Below are 15,179 nucleotides of genomic sequence, written 5' to 3'. Positions count from 1 at the left end.
CTGCCCAGGATTAACGCTGATTGTTGATGGCTTGGAGGGTGCGCACAGCAGGTTTTTCCATGCAAGATCTATAGGGTTACCACCCGCGATCAGCCCTCTGCCCCGTGATCGGCTAGAATGGCCGCCTTGCCTTTGCCTGCGTTTTTATGAGTCGCCCATGAACCCCATCACCCACGCCCAGCTCGACTGGGACGAACAAGGTCGACCGCACTCGCGGGTCTTCGACGATGTGTACTTTTCCGACAAGTCGGGCCTTGAAGAAACCCGCTATGTGTTCCTTGAGCAGAACCGCTTGCAGGAGCGCTTCGCTGCCTTGCCGGTGAATGGGCGGTTGGTGATTGGTGAGACCGGGTTTGGTACAGGGCTGAATTTCCTGTGCGCCTGGCAACTGTTCGAGCAACACGCCGTGGCCGGGGCACGCCTGCATTTTGTCAGCGTGGAGAAATACCCGCTGAGCCACGCAGACCTGCAGCGCGCCCTCGCCCTCTGGCCCGAACTGCAAGCGTTTGCCGAACAACTTCTGGCGCATTACATCGCGATCCATCAAGGCTTCCAGCGCCTGGTGCTGGATAACGGCCGCGTGACCCTGACACTGTTGGTCGGCGACGCCCTGGAGCAACTGCCACAACTGGATGCACAAATCGACGCGTGGTTCCTCGACGGTTTCGCCCCGGCCAAGAACCCCGATATGTGGACCGCCGAGTTGTTCGCCGAACTGGCGCGCCTGGCGGCGCCGGGTTCGACCATCAGCACCTTTACCAGCACCGGCTGGGTGCGGCGGCTGATCAACGCCGCGGGCTTCAAGATGAAGCGCACGCCCGGCATTGGCCACAAGTGGGAGATCCTGCGCGGTGAGTTCCTCGGCTGGCCCGAAGATACGCCACCGCCGGCCACACTCAAACCTTGGTTTGCCCGCCCGGCAGCCGTCGACGGCGAACGCCATGCGATGGTTATCGGTGGCGGTCTGGCCGGTTGCGCCACTGCCGCCAGCCTGGCCGCCCGGGGTTGGCGCGTCAGCCTGCTGGAGCGTCACGCCGCGCTGGCCCAGGAAGCATCGGGCAACCCGCAGGGTGTGCTGTACCTCAAGTTGTCAGCGCATGGCACAGCACTGTCGCAGCTGATACTCAGCGGTTTCGGCCATACCCGGCGCCTGCTGGAGCACCTGCACCGAGGCATGGACTGGGACGGTTGCGGCGTCCTGCAACTGGCGTTTGACACCAAGGAAGCCCAGCGCCAGGCGCAACTGGCCGAGGCCTTTGCGCCGGATCTGTTGCACGTATTGAATCAGGATCAGGCTCAACAGCAGGCCGGTATACAACTGGCCCAGGGCGGGCTGTTTTTCCCGGAAGGTGGCTGGGTGCATCCACCGGCGCTGTGCCAATGGCAAGCTGCGCATCCGCTGATCAAGGTGTTCACCCACCATGAGGCGCTTGAGCTGCACCGCGTCGACGAGCAGTGGCAAGCGCGCGACGGCGACCACGTACTGGCCAGCGCCAGCGTGGTAGTACTGGCCGGTGCAGCCGAAATCAAGCGCTTCCCGCTCAGTGCGGGCTTGCCGCTCAAACGTATTCGCGGGCAGATCACGCGCTTGGCGCAAACCCCGGCGAGTGCGGCATTGGCCACCGTGGTGTGCGCCGAAGGTTATGTGGCACCGGCCCGTCTTGGCGAACACACCTTGGGCGCCAGTTTTGATTTCAACAATGAAGACCTCACGCCCACCCTCGCCGAACACACCGGCAACCTTGCAATGCTGCGGGAGATTTCCGCAGATCTGCTGCTGCGTCTCGGCGCTGACTCACTGAACGCCGAACACTTGCAAGGCCGCGCCGCCTTTCGTTGCACCAGCCCAGACTACCTGCCAATCGTCGGCCCTTTGGCCGATAGCGATGCGTTCCAACAGGCTTACGCCGTACTGCGCAAAGACGCCCGGCAAGTCCCGGATACGCCCTGCCCGTGGCTACCGGGCGTGTATATCAACAGCGGCCACGGTTCACGCGGCCTGATCACCGCGCCCCTGTGCGGCGAATTACTGGCCGCCTGGTTGAGCGACGAACCGCTGCCGGTACCGGCCAGCGTGGCCGAAGCCTGCCACCCGAACCGATTTGCGTTGCGCGCGCTGGTGCGAGGAAAACCCGCGACACCCTGATCACCCTGAGGGAAGAAATAACGCCGTTGCGAGCATCGCGGCTATTTGCCTTATAACTTATCGGTCTAAAACTCCACGCATAGCACTGGGTCAGTTTCTGGGTACGCGCCCTGTCGGGCGTATTGAGTATTGCCCTCCCCAACGGAAAAACCGGTAAGGAATTTATGTGTGGACTAGCTGGCGAGTTACGCTTTGATCATCAACCTGCCGACCTGGCAGCCGTAGAACGCATCACCCATCACCTTGCGCCCCGAGGCCCCGACGCCTGGGGCTTCCATGCCCAAGGGCCGATTGCCCTGGGCCACCGCCGCCTGAAGATCATGGACCTGTCGGACGGCTCCGCCCAACCGATGGTCGACGCCCAGCTGGGGCTGTCGCTGGCGTTCAACGGCGCAATCTACAACTTCCCCGAACTGCGTGAAGAGCTGGAAGCCCTGGGCTACGCCTTCTATTCAGGCGGCGACACCGAAGTGCTGCTCAAGGGCTATCAAGCCTGGGGCGAAGCCTTGCTGCCCAAGCTCAATGGCATGTTTGCCTTTGCCATCTGGGAGCGTGACGCCCAGCGCCTGTTTATCGCCCGTGACCGTCTGGGTGTGAAACCGCTGTACCTGTCGCGCACCGGCCAGCGCCTGCGCTTTGCCTCAGCGCTGCCGGCACTGCTCAAGGGTGGCGATATCAACCCGATCCTGGATCCGGTCGCGCTTAATCATTATTTGAATTTCCATGCCGTGGTGCCTGCACCGCGCACCTTGCTGGCGGGTATCGAAAAGCTGCCGCCGGCCAGCTGGATGCGCATCGACGCCAACGGCGCCACCGAGCAGAAAACCTGGTGGACCCTGCCCTATGGCCCCCATGAGGATGAAAAAAACCTCAGCCTCGAAGACTGGACCGACCGCGTACTCGACAGCACCCGCGAAGCCGTGGCGATCCGCCAACGTGCCGCCGTGGATGTCGGCGTGCTGCTTTCCGGTGGTGTCGATTCGAGCATGCTCGTGGGCCTGCTGCGTGAAGTCGGCGTGCAGGACCTGTCGACCTTCTCCATCGGCTTTGAAGATGCCGGCGGCGAGGCTGGCAACGAGTTTCAATACTCGGACCTGATCGCCAAGCACTACGGCACCCGTCATCACCAATTGCGCATCGCCGAAAGCGAGATCATCGAGCAACTGCCGGCCGCGTTTCGCGCCATGAGCGAGCCGATGGTCAGCCATGACTGCATCGCCTTTTACCTGCTGTCGCGGGAAGTGGCCAAGCATTGCAAGGTGGTGCAAAGCGGCCAGGGTGCGGACGAGCTGTTTGCCGGCTACCACTGGTACCCGCAAGTGGACGGCGCCAGCGACCCGTATGCCGCCTACCGCGACGCATTTTTTGACCGCAGCTACGACGACTACGCCGCCACCGTCGCGCCCAAATGGCTGACCGCCAACGACGCCGCCGGCGACTTTGTGCGCGAACATTTCGCCATGCCCGGCGCCGATGCCGCCGTGGACAAAGCCCTGCGCCTGGACAGCACGGTGATGCTGGTGGATGACCCGGTCAAACGCGTCGACAACATGACCATGGCCTGGGGCCTGGAAGCGCGCACGCCGTTCCTGGACTACCGCCTGGTGGAACTGTCGGCCCGTGTGCCGGGCAAATTCAAACTGCCCGATGGCGGCAAGCAGGTCTTGAAAGAGGCCGCGCGCAGAGTCATCCCGAGTGAAGTCATCGACCGCAAGAAGGGCTACTTCCCGGTGCCGGGCCTCAAGCATTTGCAGGGCGACACCTTGAACTGGGTGCGCGATCTGCTGATGGACCCAAGCCAGGATCGCGGCCTGTTCAACCCGGCCATGCTCGACCGCCTGCTGACCGACCCGCAGGGCCAACTGACGCCGCTGCGCGGTTCCAAACTCTGGCAACTGGCGGCGCTGAACCTGTGGCTCAGCGAACAAGGAATCTGATCGATGAAACCTCTTGCAGCGGCTTACAGCCAACGCTTGCTCAAGGGCCAGGCGCCGACCTACGAGCGCCTGCAGGCGCGCCTGGCTGAAGATGGCAGCCCGCTGGGCGCCGAGCCGATTGCCGTGCATTGTGGCTGGGGCCGATTGTTGATCGGGCACACCTTCCCGGACCCGGCCAGCCTCGCCCAGGAACTGCTCAATGAGCAGGCGGGCGAACGTGACATCGCGCTGTATGTGGCGGCGCCCCAGCAAATCCTCGGGATCGACCCGCAACAGTTATTCCTCGACCCCTCCGACACCTTGCGCCTGTGGTTCAGCGATTACCGCCCCGCTACGCGGGTATTTCGCGGCTTTCGCATTCGCCGGGTGCAGACCGAGGCCGACTGGCAGGCGGTCAACCAACTCTACCAAGGCCGTGGCATGTTGCCCGTCGACGCCGAGCGCCTGACCCCACGCCATCAAGGCGGCCCGGTGTATTGGCTGGCCGAGGATGAAGACAGCGGCGCGGTGATCGGCAGCGTGATGGGCCTGAACCATCAAAAGGCCTTCCACGACCCCGAAAACGGTTGCAGCCTGTGGTGCCTGGCGGTCGACCCGCAATGCACGCGCCCAGGCGTGGGCGAGGTGCTGGTGCGCCACTTGGTGGAGCACTTTATGAGCCGTGGCCTGAGCTACCTCGACCTGTCGGTGCTGCACGATAACCGTCAGGCCAAGAGCCTCTACGCCAAGCTCGGTTTTCGCGCGCTGACCACCTTTGCGATCAAGCGCAAGAACGGCATCAACCAGCCGCTGTTTCTCGGCCCCGGCCCGCAGGCAGGCTTTAACCCGTATGCGCGCATCATTGTCGAAGAAGCCCATCGACGTGGCATCGATGTGCAAGTGGATGACGCCGACGCCGGCCTGTTCACCCTCAGCCATGGCGGGCGCCGCGTGCGTTGCCGCGAGTCGTTGAGCGACCTGACCAGCGCCATCAGCATGACCCTGTGCCAGGACAAGAGCCTGACCCACAAGGTGCTCAGTGCGGCAGGTTTGAAACTGCCGTCGCAACAGTTGGCCGGCAGTGCCGACGACAACCTGGAGTTTCTCGACGAGCACCAGCGCATCGTGGTCAAGCCACTCGATGGCGAACAAGGCCAGGGCGTGGCGGTGGATCTGCAGAGCATCGAGGAGGTGCAAAAAGCCATCGAGACAGCGCGTCAATTCGACAGCCGTGTGCTGCTTGAAAGCTTTCACGAAGGCCTCGACCTGCGCATCCTGGTGATCGGCTTTGAGGTGGTTGCCGCTGCGATTCGGCGGCCTGCCGAGGTGACCGGTGATGGTCAGCACTCCATCGGCGCCTTGATCGAAGCCCAGAGCCGTCGCCGCCAGGCTGCTACCGACGGCGAAAGCAAAATCCCGCTGGACGCCGAAACCCAACGCACGCTGCACGCCGCGGGTTACGACTACAGCAGCATCTTGCCCCGTGGCCACACCTTGGCGGTGCGCCGTACCGCCAACTTGCATACCGGCGGTTGCCTGGAAGATGTCACCGCGATTCTGCACCCGACACTGGTAGACGCCGCCGTGCGCGCCGCCCGTGCATTGGACATTCCCATGGTCGGCCTGGACCTGATGGTGACCGCCGCCGACCAGCCTGAGTATGTGTTTATCGAAGCCAACGAACGCGCCGGGTTGGCCAATCATGAACCGCAACCGACAGCGGAGAAGTTTGTGGATTTGTTGTTTCCGCACAGTCAGCCAACTGCTTGAGTGATGTATTGCCTGGACCGGCGCTTTCGCGAGCAAGCCCGCTCCCACACTTGAAACGCATTCCAAATGTGGGAGCGGGCTTGCTCGCGAAGAGGCCGGCACAGCCTATGAACCTCTCAGCACCTCATCGAAACCATCGATGCCCTCAACTCATCAGGAGTTTCCATGACCCGAACCATCCCCGAACCGGATCTCAACTACCTGCAGAAAGTGCTGCTGGAAATGCTCGCCATTCCCAGCCCCACCGGGTTTACCGACACCATCGTGCGCTATGTCGCCGAGCGCCTGGAAGAGCTCGGCATTCCTTTTGAAATGACCCGGCGCGGCACCATCCGCGCAACCCTCAAGGGCCAGAAAAACAGCCCCGACCGCGCGGTTTCCGCGCACTTGGACACCATCGGCGCCGCCGTGCGGGCGATCAAGGACAATGGCCGCCTGACGCTCGCGCCGGTGGGTTGCTGGTCCAGCCGCTTTGCCGAAGGCAGCCGCGTCAGCCTGTTTACCGACAACGGCGTGATCCGTGGCAGCGTGTTGCCGCTGATGGCCTCCGGGCACGCGTTCAACACCGCCGTGGATGAAATGCCGGTGAGCTGGGACCACGTGGAACTGCGCCTGGATGCCTACTGCGCGACCCGTGCCGATTGCGACTCGCTAGGCATCAGCATCGGCGACTATGTAGCGTTCGACCCACTGCCGGAGTTCACCGAGAGCGGGCATATCAGCGCCCGCCACCTGGACGATAAAGCCGGTGTGGCCGCCCTGCTCGCGGCGCTCAAGGCGATTATCGACAGCGGCGAACCGTTGCTGATCGACTGCCATCCGCTGTTCACCATCACCGAAGAAACCGGCAGTGGCGCAGCTGCCGCCCTGCCCTGGGACGTCAGCGAATTTGTCGGCATCGACATCGCCCCGGTCGCGCCCGGCCAGCACTCCAGCGAGCACGCCGTGAGTGTGGCCATGCAGGATTCCGGCGGGCCGTATGACTATCACCTGTCCCGCCACCTGCTGCGCCTGGCGTCTGATAACGACCTGCCGGTGCGCCGCGACCTGTTTCGCTATTACTTCAGCGACGCCCACTCGGCCGTCACCGCCGGCCACGACATTCGCACCGCACTGCTGGCGTTTGGTTGCGATGCGACCCATGGCTATGAGCGCACACACATCGACAGCCTGGCTGCACTCAGCCGCCTGCTGGGCGCATACATCCTCAGCCCGCCGGTGTTCGCCAGCGATGCGCAACCGGCCCAGGGTTCGCTGGACCGGTTCAGTCATCAGATCGAGCACGAAACGCAAATGGAGAGCGACACCCGCGTGCCGTCGGTGGACAGCCTGGTCGGTCAGAAGTCCTGACACTGGCAACTGATGGTAACTGCTGGTAACAAGGGCCCCCGGCGCAGTAGCATCGCCGGGTTCCCACCTATGAGGCTTGTATGCTGATTCCCTACGACGCACTTGAAGTCGACACCCTGACCCGCCTCATCGAAGACTTCGTGACCCGCGACGGCACCGACAACGGCGACGACACGCCCCTGGAGACCCGCGTACTGCGCGTGCGCCAAGCCTTGACCAAGGGCCAGGCCCTGATTGTGTTCGACCCGGAAAGCGAGCAATGCCAGTTGATGCTCAAGCACGACGTGCCCAAGCATCTGTTTGACTGAGCAGGTTTCAGCGGTTGGGTACGGCGTGGGTTTCTGTGGCCTGGCGTTCGAGGATCTTCTGATACACCTCGGCCCGATGGACATTCACACCCGCCGGGGCAGCGATGCCGAATTTCACTTGAGTACCGTTCAGTTCGAGGATGTGCAGGGCGATGTCATCGCCGATAGAGATGATTTCGCCTACAGCGCGGCTTAAGACCAGCATGGCGGTTGTCCTTTTGGAGTGACAGGACCTTGACCATGCGCGATTGGATTTGGCGCAGCAATGGCTTGCGTTTAAATCAGGCAAGGCCTACGCAGGCCGGTAATTTTGCTGACAGACAAACCCTCGACTCGGTCAAATGTGGAAGCGAGCAAGCCCCACATAAAGCAGATCCGCTCAGCCCTTGGTGGCCTGGGCCTTGGCGCGCATTTTGTCGGCCATCAGCGTCATTTCGTCATACAGCAACTGCGGGTTCTTCTGCTTCAACGCCCACGCCATGCGCCCCTGCTCGTGGGGCAAAATCATGAATTCCCCTTCGGCCACTCGCTGATAAATGTAGTCGGCAATATCCGCCGCCGAAATCGGTGAACTCTCGAGCAACTTGCCCACCTGCGCCTTCATCGCCGGTGTAGGCCCACGGAACGAATCCAGCAGGTTGGTCTGGAAAAACGACGGGCACACCACATGCACACCGACTTCCTGCTGCTTGAGTTCCACCAGCAAACTCTCCGACAACGCCACCACACCGGCCTTGGCCACGTTGTAGTTGCTCATCGCCGGCCCCTGCATCAGCGCAGCCATGGACGCGATGTTGATAATCCGGCCCTTGCTCTTTTCGAGCAGCGGCAGGAACGCTTTGCAGCCCTTGACCACGCCCATCAAGTTGATCGCAATCTGCCAGTCCCAATCTTCCAGGGATAACTCGGCAAAGAAGCCACCCGAGGCCACGCCAGCGTTGTTGACGATCACATCAATGCCGCCCAGCTTCACTTCGCAAGCCTGGGCAAAGGCGGTGAGCTGGCTGTAGTCACGCACGTCGCAGCGCTGGATAAAACCATCGCCACCGGCCTCGCGCACCCGCTTGAGGGTTTCTTGCAAGCCTGGCTCGCTGACGTCCGACAAGGCCAACTGCCAACCTTCGCGCGCCCAGCGCAGCGCGATTTCGCGACCCAGGCCAGACCCGGCACCAGTGATCATCATGCGATTTTGCATAGGTAGTAGCCTTGTAGTTCACGGAAGAAGTGATCGGCAGTGTAGCGAAGCTTTTTCCTACACCCACGCACCATCCAGTTGATGAATGCCTCAGGCAAACCGCCGGCCAGGTGCCAGAGCGGCTTATAGCGTAAGTTCAATCTTTTTCAACTAAGTGCACGTAATTGCGAACGCATTAAAAGAAATAAGCGAGTTTGCGAAATGCTTTAAGAAACCACGGAATTTTCTGCGCAACTGCACAGTCGGAGTTATTAAGGCGTCCGTAAATAAACCCACGGGCCTGTCGTTAAACAACTGGTCTTTTCAGAAGGCCCACAAGGAAAAAAACATGAGCCTGATTCTGATCATTATCCTGATCCTGCTGCTGGTCGGCGGCCTGCCGGTATTCCCGCACTCACGTAACTGGGGCTATGGCCCGTCGGGTATTCTCGGCGTGGTGCTGGTGGTGCTGCTGGTGCTGTTGCTGCTCGGCCGGATATAAAATCCGGACAAAAAAAGAGGCCTTCCAGAAGGCCTCTTTTTTATGCCCGGGTGATTAGTCCGGCTTGCCGTCGATCACACCCGCAGTGTTATCCAACAGGCTCTTGGTAGCCGTCTGCAAGAACGACTCAAGTTTCTGTTTCAGCGCGGCTTCGTCCGGCGATTCAGGAATGACCTTACCGGTCGGGTTAGCGCCCAGTTCATATTCCCACAGTTTCGGTGGCATCTCTTTAGGCAGTACCAGGATGCGGTCAGCAGTGACCAGGGCGACGGTCTGGTCGCTGCCCGACGGCTTGATCACGCCAAAACCCTTGTCGCCTTCCGGCAGGTTCAACAGGTCGCGGCCCCAGCACTGGTGCAAGGTGTCGCCACCCAGGCGGCCCATGATGGTCGGCACGATGTCGATCTGGGTGCCCACAGTGTGGTCACGCTCGCCGAACTTCTCCTGCATGCCCGGTGCAATCATCAGCATCGGCACGTTGAAGCGGCCCAGGTCCATCTCGGTGATCTGTTGCTCGTTACCAAAACCGTGGTCACCCACGATCACGAACAGGGTTTCCTTGAAGTACGGCTCTTTACGGGCTTTTTCAAAGAATTGGCCCAGGGCCCAGTCGGAGTAACGCATGGCCGTCAAATGCTCGTTGAGGCTGCCACGGTCGGTGACTTTTTCAACTGGCAATGGCGTCGGCAACGCATACGGCGTGTGGTTGGACAGGGTTTGCAACAGGGCGTAGAACGGCTTGCCGCCTTCGCGGGCCTTCAACTCTTCCAGGCCACGGTTGAACATGTCCTGGTCGGACACGCCCCACGTCGGGTCGGAGAACACCGGGTTAACGAAGTCGTTGCGCCCGATGAAGTTGGTCATGCCCTGGTTGCTGAAGAAGCCCGATTGGTTGTCCCAGGCGAAATCGCCGTTGTAGACATACACGTCGTCAAACTTGCGCGCGCTGAGCAACTGCGGCAGGCCCGACAGCTTGTGGCTGCCTTCCGGGGTTTGCATCAGGTATTCGAAGCCCGGCAGGTTCGGGAAGCACGCCATGGTGGCGAACATGCCCTGGTGGGTGTGGGTGCCGTTGGAGAAGAAACGGTCGAACAACAGGCCTTCCTTGGACAGTTTGTCGAAGTATGGCGTGATGTTGCCTGGGCGGCCCAGGGCACCAACCGAATGACCGGCAAAGCTTTCCATCAGGATCACTACGACGTTCTTGATCGGCAGGGTTTTCTCGGCCGGTGGCGTGTAGTCGCGGCGCACGGCGGCGGTGTCGGTATCCACCAGTTTCTCTTGCGGCAACACCAGCATGTCACGCACGGTCTGGGTGGCCAGCGGCTGGTCCAGCGTGGCTTTCCAGATGTTCGAGCGCTCTTCGGAGAAGCGCGACTTGGCCGCAGCGATCAGCGACAGGGTGCCGTTCAAGCCCAACTGGTTGGCGAAGTTCGATTCGGTGGTGTAGACGTCACCCCAACGCAGCGGTGGGCCTTGGCGCAAGGTGCCACGGATGGCGACCACGGCGATCAACAGGCACACCACAAACACCGCAATGCGGCTGTACCACGGAGCCACCTGGCGAGTGCCGACGGTGCCGCCGCTGAACGGGCCACGTGGGCGCGTTGCACGGTCGGCGCCCTTGAAGGCGATGCTCAGGATCAGCGTGCCCACGGCCCAGGCCAGCAGGTAGCGCACCACCGGGAAACCGTACCAGAGCATGCTCATCACGGTTTTCGGGTCTTCCTTCACATACTGGAACACCAGGCCGTTGAGGCGTTGGTGGAATTCGCGGTAGAAGTCCATCTCCATCAGGCCCAGGAACAGGGCAATGCTGGACACGACGGTCAGCCAAAAACGGAAAAACCCACGCGCCGCCATCGCCCGTACGCTGAACAGCGCCAGCAGCAGCGGGACCAGCGCGTACATCACAAAGCGGATGTCGAAGCGCGTGCCGTTGACGAAGGCTTCGAGGAAGGTCGAGGCCGGCGTGTCGAGGATCATCTCGCGGTTGTAGACCAGCAGCGCCAGGCGCAGCAGGGAGAACATCACCATCATGACCAGCGCGCAAAGCAGCGTGTATGCCAGATGGGATTTGACGGTCGGTTGCAGCAAGCGATTAGAAGCTCGCTGCTGACTCAGGGCGTCCGGGTTTGCCATGTCGTTCTAGGACCCATTGGAAGTTTAAGTTTCGAAATAATGCAGTGGCGTCCGTCCCTCGCCCAGGCTGGCTGGGGTAGGCGGTTAACGCGGTGGCGCAAATGGTGCCCGATCAACGGCAGCAACGCTATTAATTACTGAACGTGCGCCCGGGACCTGCCGTTAATGGCCCTTGAGTTAGAGCCTTGGCAGAGCCGTAAAACCGCCGAATTGTCTTGGAAAAGATGTGAAAATTGTGTGCAGTGAATAGTTTCGACACACAAAACCTGTGAATGCACCAGAAACTAAATGTGGGAGCGGGCTTGCTCGCGAATGCGGCGTGTCAGTCAAAACATCTGAAACTGATACACCGTATTCGCGAGCAAGCCCGTTCCCACATTGACTGTGCCCACTCTAGATGGAGTGGGTGAACGATCAGATCCGCACGTTACCGCGCGGCCCGGCAATCGCCCAGATGATCAGGCCCAATACCGGCAGCAACAGGATCAGCAGGATCCACAGCACTTTGGCGCCGGTGCTGGCGCCACTTTTGAACACGTTGATGATCGCCCAGATATCCAGCGCCAGGATGATCAGGCCGATAAGACCGTTGAAAGTGGAACCCATGGTGTCGCTCCTAAGTGAGGGCATGCACTTGTAGGATAGTCAGCCCTGGCAGGGGTTCCGTTTTATTTCAGACGTGTACGGCGACTTTCAAGGCTTCCAGCGACGGCTCGGCCTTGATCCCCACTTCGGCGCACAGTTCCAGTACGCGCGGCAGGTCGTTGCCATACACCAACACGGCCTGGATCTCGTCATCGAGCAATTGGCTGAAGTTGAGCAGCACGTAGCCGCCATCTTCAGGGCTCAACGCGCTCATCTGGATCTGGATGCGGTTCAGCGCGGTGAGGTCTTCGGTCTTGGCCAGTTGCTTGGGCTTGAGGTTAAACGCCACGCCCGGGCCGAACGAGGCGACGATCTGCGCGAACAGCTCGCCATAGGTGTCGGCCTGGAACAACACCGTGTCCGGCAGGCTACCCACCACTACCCACTCACCCAGTGGGATAGGGAAAGTGTCGTCGTAGTTGATATCCGGGTTCGCGGCCAGAAACGCCGCCGGGTCTGCGTAGGCTTGGGCGGCTTCTGTGGCGATGCGCGCCACCTCGTCCTCGCCCATGACGCCGGCGCTGATTTTGCTGATAAGTTCGACGAGGGCGGTGTGCATGGGAAGGTCCTGTAACGGGCTGGTTTTTGAGGGCGCGTAGCCTACACCAGTTTCTGCAACTTCGCCGCCGTATCCGCCGCGCCCATGGTGTGCGCCGCCGCCAACGCAGTCGCGCCCTGGGCATCGGTGGCCTTGGGATTGGCGCCTTGAGCGAGCAGGTAGTCGACCATTTCCACGCGGTTGAACATCGCGGCCAGCATCAGCGCTGTGCGCCCGTCCGGGGAGGTTGCATCCACTGGCGCGCCACCTTCGATCAATGCCTTCACCACTGGCAGGTTGCCTTTGAACGCGGCACCGGCGATCGGCAACTGGTTCTTGTCGTTGGCAATCAGTGGGTCGGCCTTGAATTCCAGCAGCACTTTTACCGCTTCAGCATGGCCATGGTAGGCCGCGAGCATCAACAAGGTGTCGCCGTTGTGATTACGGAAGTTAGCCGGCAAGCCTTTGGCCAGCAGCGCAGCCAGCATCGCCGCATCGCCTTTGCGGGCCACGTCGAAAACCTGTTCGGCGAATTCGGCGGCTTCATCGTCGGTCATTTGTTTGGGCTGGTCTGACATGCAGGGCGCTCCTTGTCTGGGAATGTGTATAAGGCGCCCAGTGTCGCGAGGGAGTTCCCCGCTGTCATGGCTTTTTTGTCAAAAGCATTCATAGGCAGAATCAATAACGGAACTGCCCGGCCTGGATCTGCGCCAGTAATTGCCCGGTGACCGGCACATAACTGTCGGAGCCCGGCAGCCACGCGTACACCGGGTCGTTACCGGCCTTGTCCGGGTCGAAGGCTTCCTCCTTGAGCTTGACCTTCTGGTATTTGAAGGTGCCGGTGGTTTCCATCTTGACCTTGATGCGCAAAAACAACGGCACCGCATAGTGGGGCAACTGGCCGTGGGCAAACTGCAACAGCTCACGCATGTCCAGGGCCGCCAAGGATTCGCTTGGGGTGATGGCCACCATGCCGGCGCGGCCATTGGTGTTTTCGATCTCGACGCCGTAGGCCACTACTTCGGCGATCTGCGGGTGCTGCAGCAGCACGTTTTCGACTTCGGTGGTGGAGACGTTTTCGCCCTTCCAGCGGTAGGTGTCGCCCAGGCGATCGACAAATTGCGCATGACCAAAGCCAATACTGCGCAACAAGTCGCCGGTATTGAAGTAGCGGTCGCCCTTCTCGAACACGTCCGTGAGCACCACTTTGCGATTCTTTTCCGGGTCGGTGTAGCCGTCGAACGGCGACTTTTCATCGATCCTGGCCAGCAGCAAGCCCTGCCCGCCGGTTTGCACCTTGCGCAGGTAACCGTCGCTGCCACGCAGCGGCTCGCCGGTTTCGTGTGAGTACTCCACCAGCGCCCAATGCTGCAGGCAAAAGCCGATGGTGTTGTCGAAATTCAGCACATTGGTAAAACCGATATTGCCGTCGCTGGCGGCATACAGCTCGCAGATATGCTCGACGCCATACCGCTGCTTGAACTGCGCCCAGACCCCGGGGCGCAGGCCATTGCCGACCATCTTGGTGACCCGGTTGTCGCGATCCTGCGCGCTGGGCGGCTGGTCCAGCAGGTAGCGGCACAACTCACCGACATACCCCAGGGTGGTCGCTTTGAATTTGCGCGCATCGTCCCAGAACTGGCTGGCGCTGAATTTGCGCCGGATGGCGAAGCCCGACGCGCCGACAATCGCCGAACCCCAGCACACACACAGGCCGGTAGCGTGGTACAGCGGCAAGGTGCAATACAGAACGTCTTGCGGCCCCATATCCAGGGCGATGCTGCCGAAACTCACCGCCGTCTTGGTCCAGCGCCCATGCTTCATGATGCCGGCCTTGGGCAAGCCGGTGGTGCCGGAGGTGTAGATATAGAAGCACGGGTCGTTGAAGAAGATGTGCCCGCTGCTGGCAGGGTTGTCCAGCGGGCTGTCGGCGCTGGCGGCCAGCAGGTCGGTGTAGCCCGGCGGCACCGCGTTTGAGGACTGATCAGCCACAAACCAGTTGCGTTCGGCCGCAATCGACACTTGATCACGCACGGCCGCATAGGCGGATTCCAATTCCGCGCCTACCACGATCGCCACCGGGCTCACCAGGTTCAGGCTGTGTACCAGCGCCGCCTGGGTTTGCGCGGTGTTAAGCATGGCGCAGATACCGCCCAGCTTGGCCACGGCCAGTACGCTGAGGAGCAGTTCCGGGCGATTTTCAATAAACAGCGCGACCACATCACCCTTGCCGATGCCCTGCGCCTGAAGGTAATGAGCCATACGATTGGCGCGCTGGTTGGCTTCGCGGTAGCTGAGCACGCTGTCGCCGTACAACAACGCCGCGCCGTCGGGGTTGCGCAACGCAGCCTGTTCAAAGTGCCAACCGAGGCCGCAGGGCTGCGCGGGGTCGGTGACATTCGCGGCGCGCATGCCGCGCACCACGCGTGGCAAAGCTCGAACAATCGCAGGCACCTTACGTAAAAGCTTGCCCCACGTGATCATGTCGTCTTGCTGTTGGCTCATGGCGGAACGTCCTTTTTCTTATTTTTCGTATGATCCAGGGATAGCGGCAGCCCTGTAGGCAGGTGCCGAATGCCTTGCAGGAAAATACGCCTGCCATTCTTTGGCTGTACATGCGGGATTTGAAAAGTTTTGTATCCCGAGCCAGCCCCCACAGAAAAGGAATTTTGCCCGGTCGAGGCAGTC

General features: G+C 61.2%; 13 protein-coding genes. 6 read left to right on the top strand and 7 right to left on the bottom strand.

What is annotated here, in order from left to right; all coding sequences use genetic code 11:
* Window positions 1-157: 157 nt before the first annotated feature.
* From mnmC to FFI16_RS06335, 5 genes are all read left to right on the top strand, one after another.
* Window positions 158-2,146, top strand: coding sequence for a bifunctional tRNA (5-methylaminomethyl-2-thiouridine)(34)-methyltransferase MnmD/FAD-dependent 5-carboxymethylaminomethyl-2-thiouridine(34) oxidoreductase MnmC (mnmC, locus tag FFI16_RS06355; protein ID WP_138814561.1), 1,989 nt, complete (start codon window positions 158-160; stop codon window positions 2,144-2,146).
* Window positions 2,147-2,310: 164 nt separating this feature from the next.
* Window positions 2,311-4,083 carry an N-acetylglutaminylglutamine amidotransferase gene (locus tag FFI16_RS06350; RefSeq protein ID WP_138814560.1) on the top strand — a complete coding sequence of 591 codons (1,773 nt, stop codon included), beginning with the start codon at window positions 2,311-2,313 and terminating at the stop codon, window positions 4,081-4,083.
* A 3-nt stretch (window positions 4,084-4,086) separates the two neighbouring features.
* Window positions 4,087-5,832, top strand: coding sequence for an N-acetylglutaminylglutamine synthetase (gene ngg / locus FFI16_RS06345; protein ID WP_138814559.1), 1,746 nt, complete (start codon window positions 4,087-4,089; stop codon window positions 5,830-5,832).
* 165 nt (window positions 5,833-5,997) lie between these two features.
* On the top strand, window positions 5,998-7,182 hold the full coding sequence (locus FFI16_RS06340) for an osmoprotectant NAGGN system M42 family peptidase (RefSeq protein WP_094953533.1): 1,185 nt from the start codon (window positions 5,998-6,000) through the stop codon (window positions 7,180-7,182).
* Between the two features lie 80 nt (window positions 7,183-7,262).
* Window positions 7,263-7,490, top strand: coding sequence for a YheU family protein (locus tag FFI16_RS06335; RefSeq protein ID WP_003192759.1), 228 nt, complete (start codon window positions 7,263-7,265; stop codon window positions 7,488-7,490).
* Between the two features lie 7 nt (window positions 7,491-7,497).
* Here the strand turns inward: FFI16_RS06335 and csrA are convergent, their stop codons facing one another.
* Both csrA and FFI16_RS06325 read right to left on the bottom strand, forming a co-directional pair.
* On the bottom strand, window positions 7,498-7,695 hold the full coding sequence (gene csrA, locus FFI16_RS06330) for a carbon storage regulator CsrA (protein ID WP_138814558.1): 198 nt from the start codon (window positions 7,693-7,695) through the stop codon (window positions 7,498-7,500).
* A gap of 174 nt (window positions 7,696-7,869) precedes the next feature.
* Window positions 7,870-8,685 carry an SDR family oxidoreductase gene (locus FFI16_RS06325; protein ID WP_065911448.1) on the bottom strand — a complete coding sequence of 272 codons (816 nt, stop codon included), beginning with the start codon at window positions 8,683-8,685 and terminating at the stop codon, window positions 7,870-7,872.
* Between the two features lie 328 nt (window positions 8,686-9,013).
* Here FFI16_RS06325 and FFI16_RS06320 point away from each other — a divergent pair, with 328 nt between their 5' ends.
* The gene (locus FFI16_RS06320; protein ID WP_015885095.1) at window positions 9,014-9,166 is read left to right on the top strand and encodes a DUF3309 family protein; all 153 of its coding nucleotides are present in this window, start codon (window positions 9,014-9,016) and stop codon (window positions 9,164-9,166) included.
* A 54-nt stretch (window positions 9,167-9,220) separates the two neighbouring features.
* Here the strand turns inward: FFI16_RS06320 and FFI16_RS06315 are convergent, their stop codons facing one another.
* From FFI16_RS06315 to FFI16_RS06295, 5 genes are all read right to left on the bottom strand, one after another.
* On the bottom strand, window positions 9,221-11,308 hold the full coding sequence (locus tag FFI16_RS06315; RefSeq protein WP_138814557.1) for an LTA synthase family protein: 2,088 nt from the start codon (window positions 11,306-11,308) through the stop codon (window positions 9,221-9,223).
* Window positions 11,309-11,722: 414 nt separating this feature from the next.
* Window positions 11,723-11,914 carry a PLDc N-terminal domain-containing protein gene (locus FFI16_RS06310; protein ID WP_003172956.1) on the bottom strand — a complete coding sequence of 64 codons (192 nt, stop codon included), beginning with the start codon at window positions 11,912-11,914 and terminating at the stop codon, window positions 11,723-11,725.
* 67 nt (window positions 11,915-11,981) lie between these two features.
* Window positions 11,982-12,512: a hypothetical protein gene (locus FFI16_RS06305; protein ID WP_138814556.1), complete on the bottom strand. Its 531-nt coding sequence runs from the start codon at window positions 12,510-12,512 to the stop codon at window positions 11,982-11,984.
* Window positions 12,513-12,553: 41 nt separating this feature from the next.
* Window positions 12,554-13,069, bottom strand: a complete 516-nt coding sequence (locus FFI16_RS06300) for an ankyrin repeat domain-containing protein (RefSeq protein ID WP_138814555.1) — start codon at window positions 13,067-13,069, stop codon at window positions 12,554-12,556.
* Between the two features lie 100 nt (window positions 13,070-13,169).
* Window positions 13,170-14,996: a long-chain-acyl-CoA synthetase gene (locus tag FFI16_RS06295; RefSeq protein WP_138814554.1), complete on the bottom strand. Its 1,827-nt coding sequence runs from the start codon at window positions 14,994-14,996 to the stop codon at window positions 13,170-13,172.
* Between the last annotated feature and the right edge of the window lie 183 nt (window positions 14,997-15,179).

It is taken from the genome of Pseudomonas sp. KBS0710 (assembly GCF_005938045.2).
GTDB lineage: Bacteria > Pseudomonadota > Gammaproteobacteria > Pseudomonadales > Pseudomonadaceae > Aquipseudomonas.
Note: the sequence above shows the minus strand (reverse complement) of the source record. Positions and strands in the feature narration are given on the sequence as shown.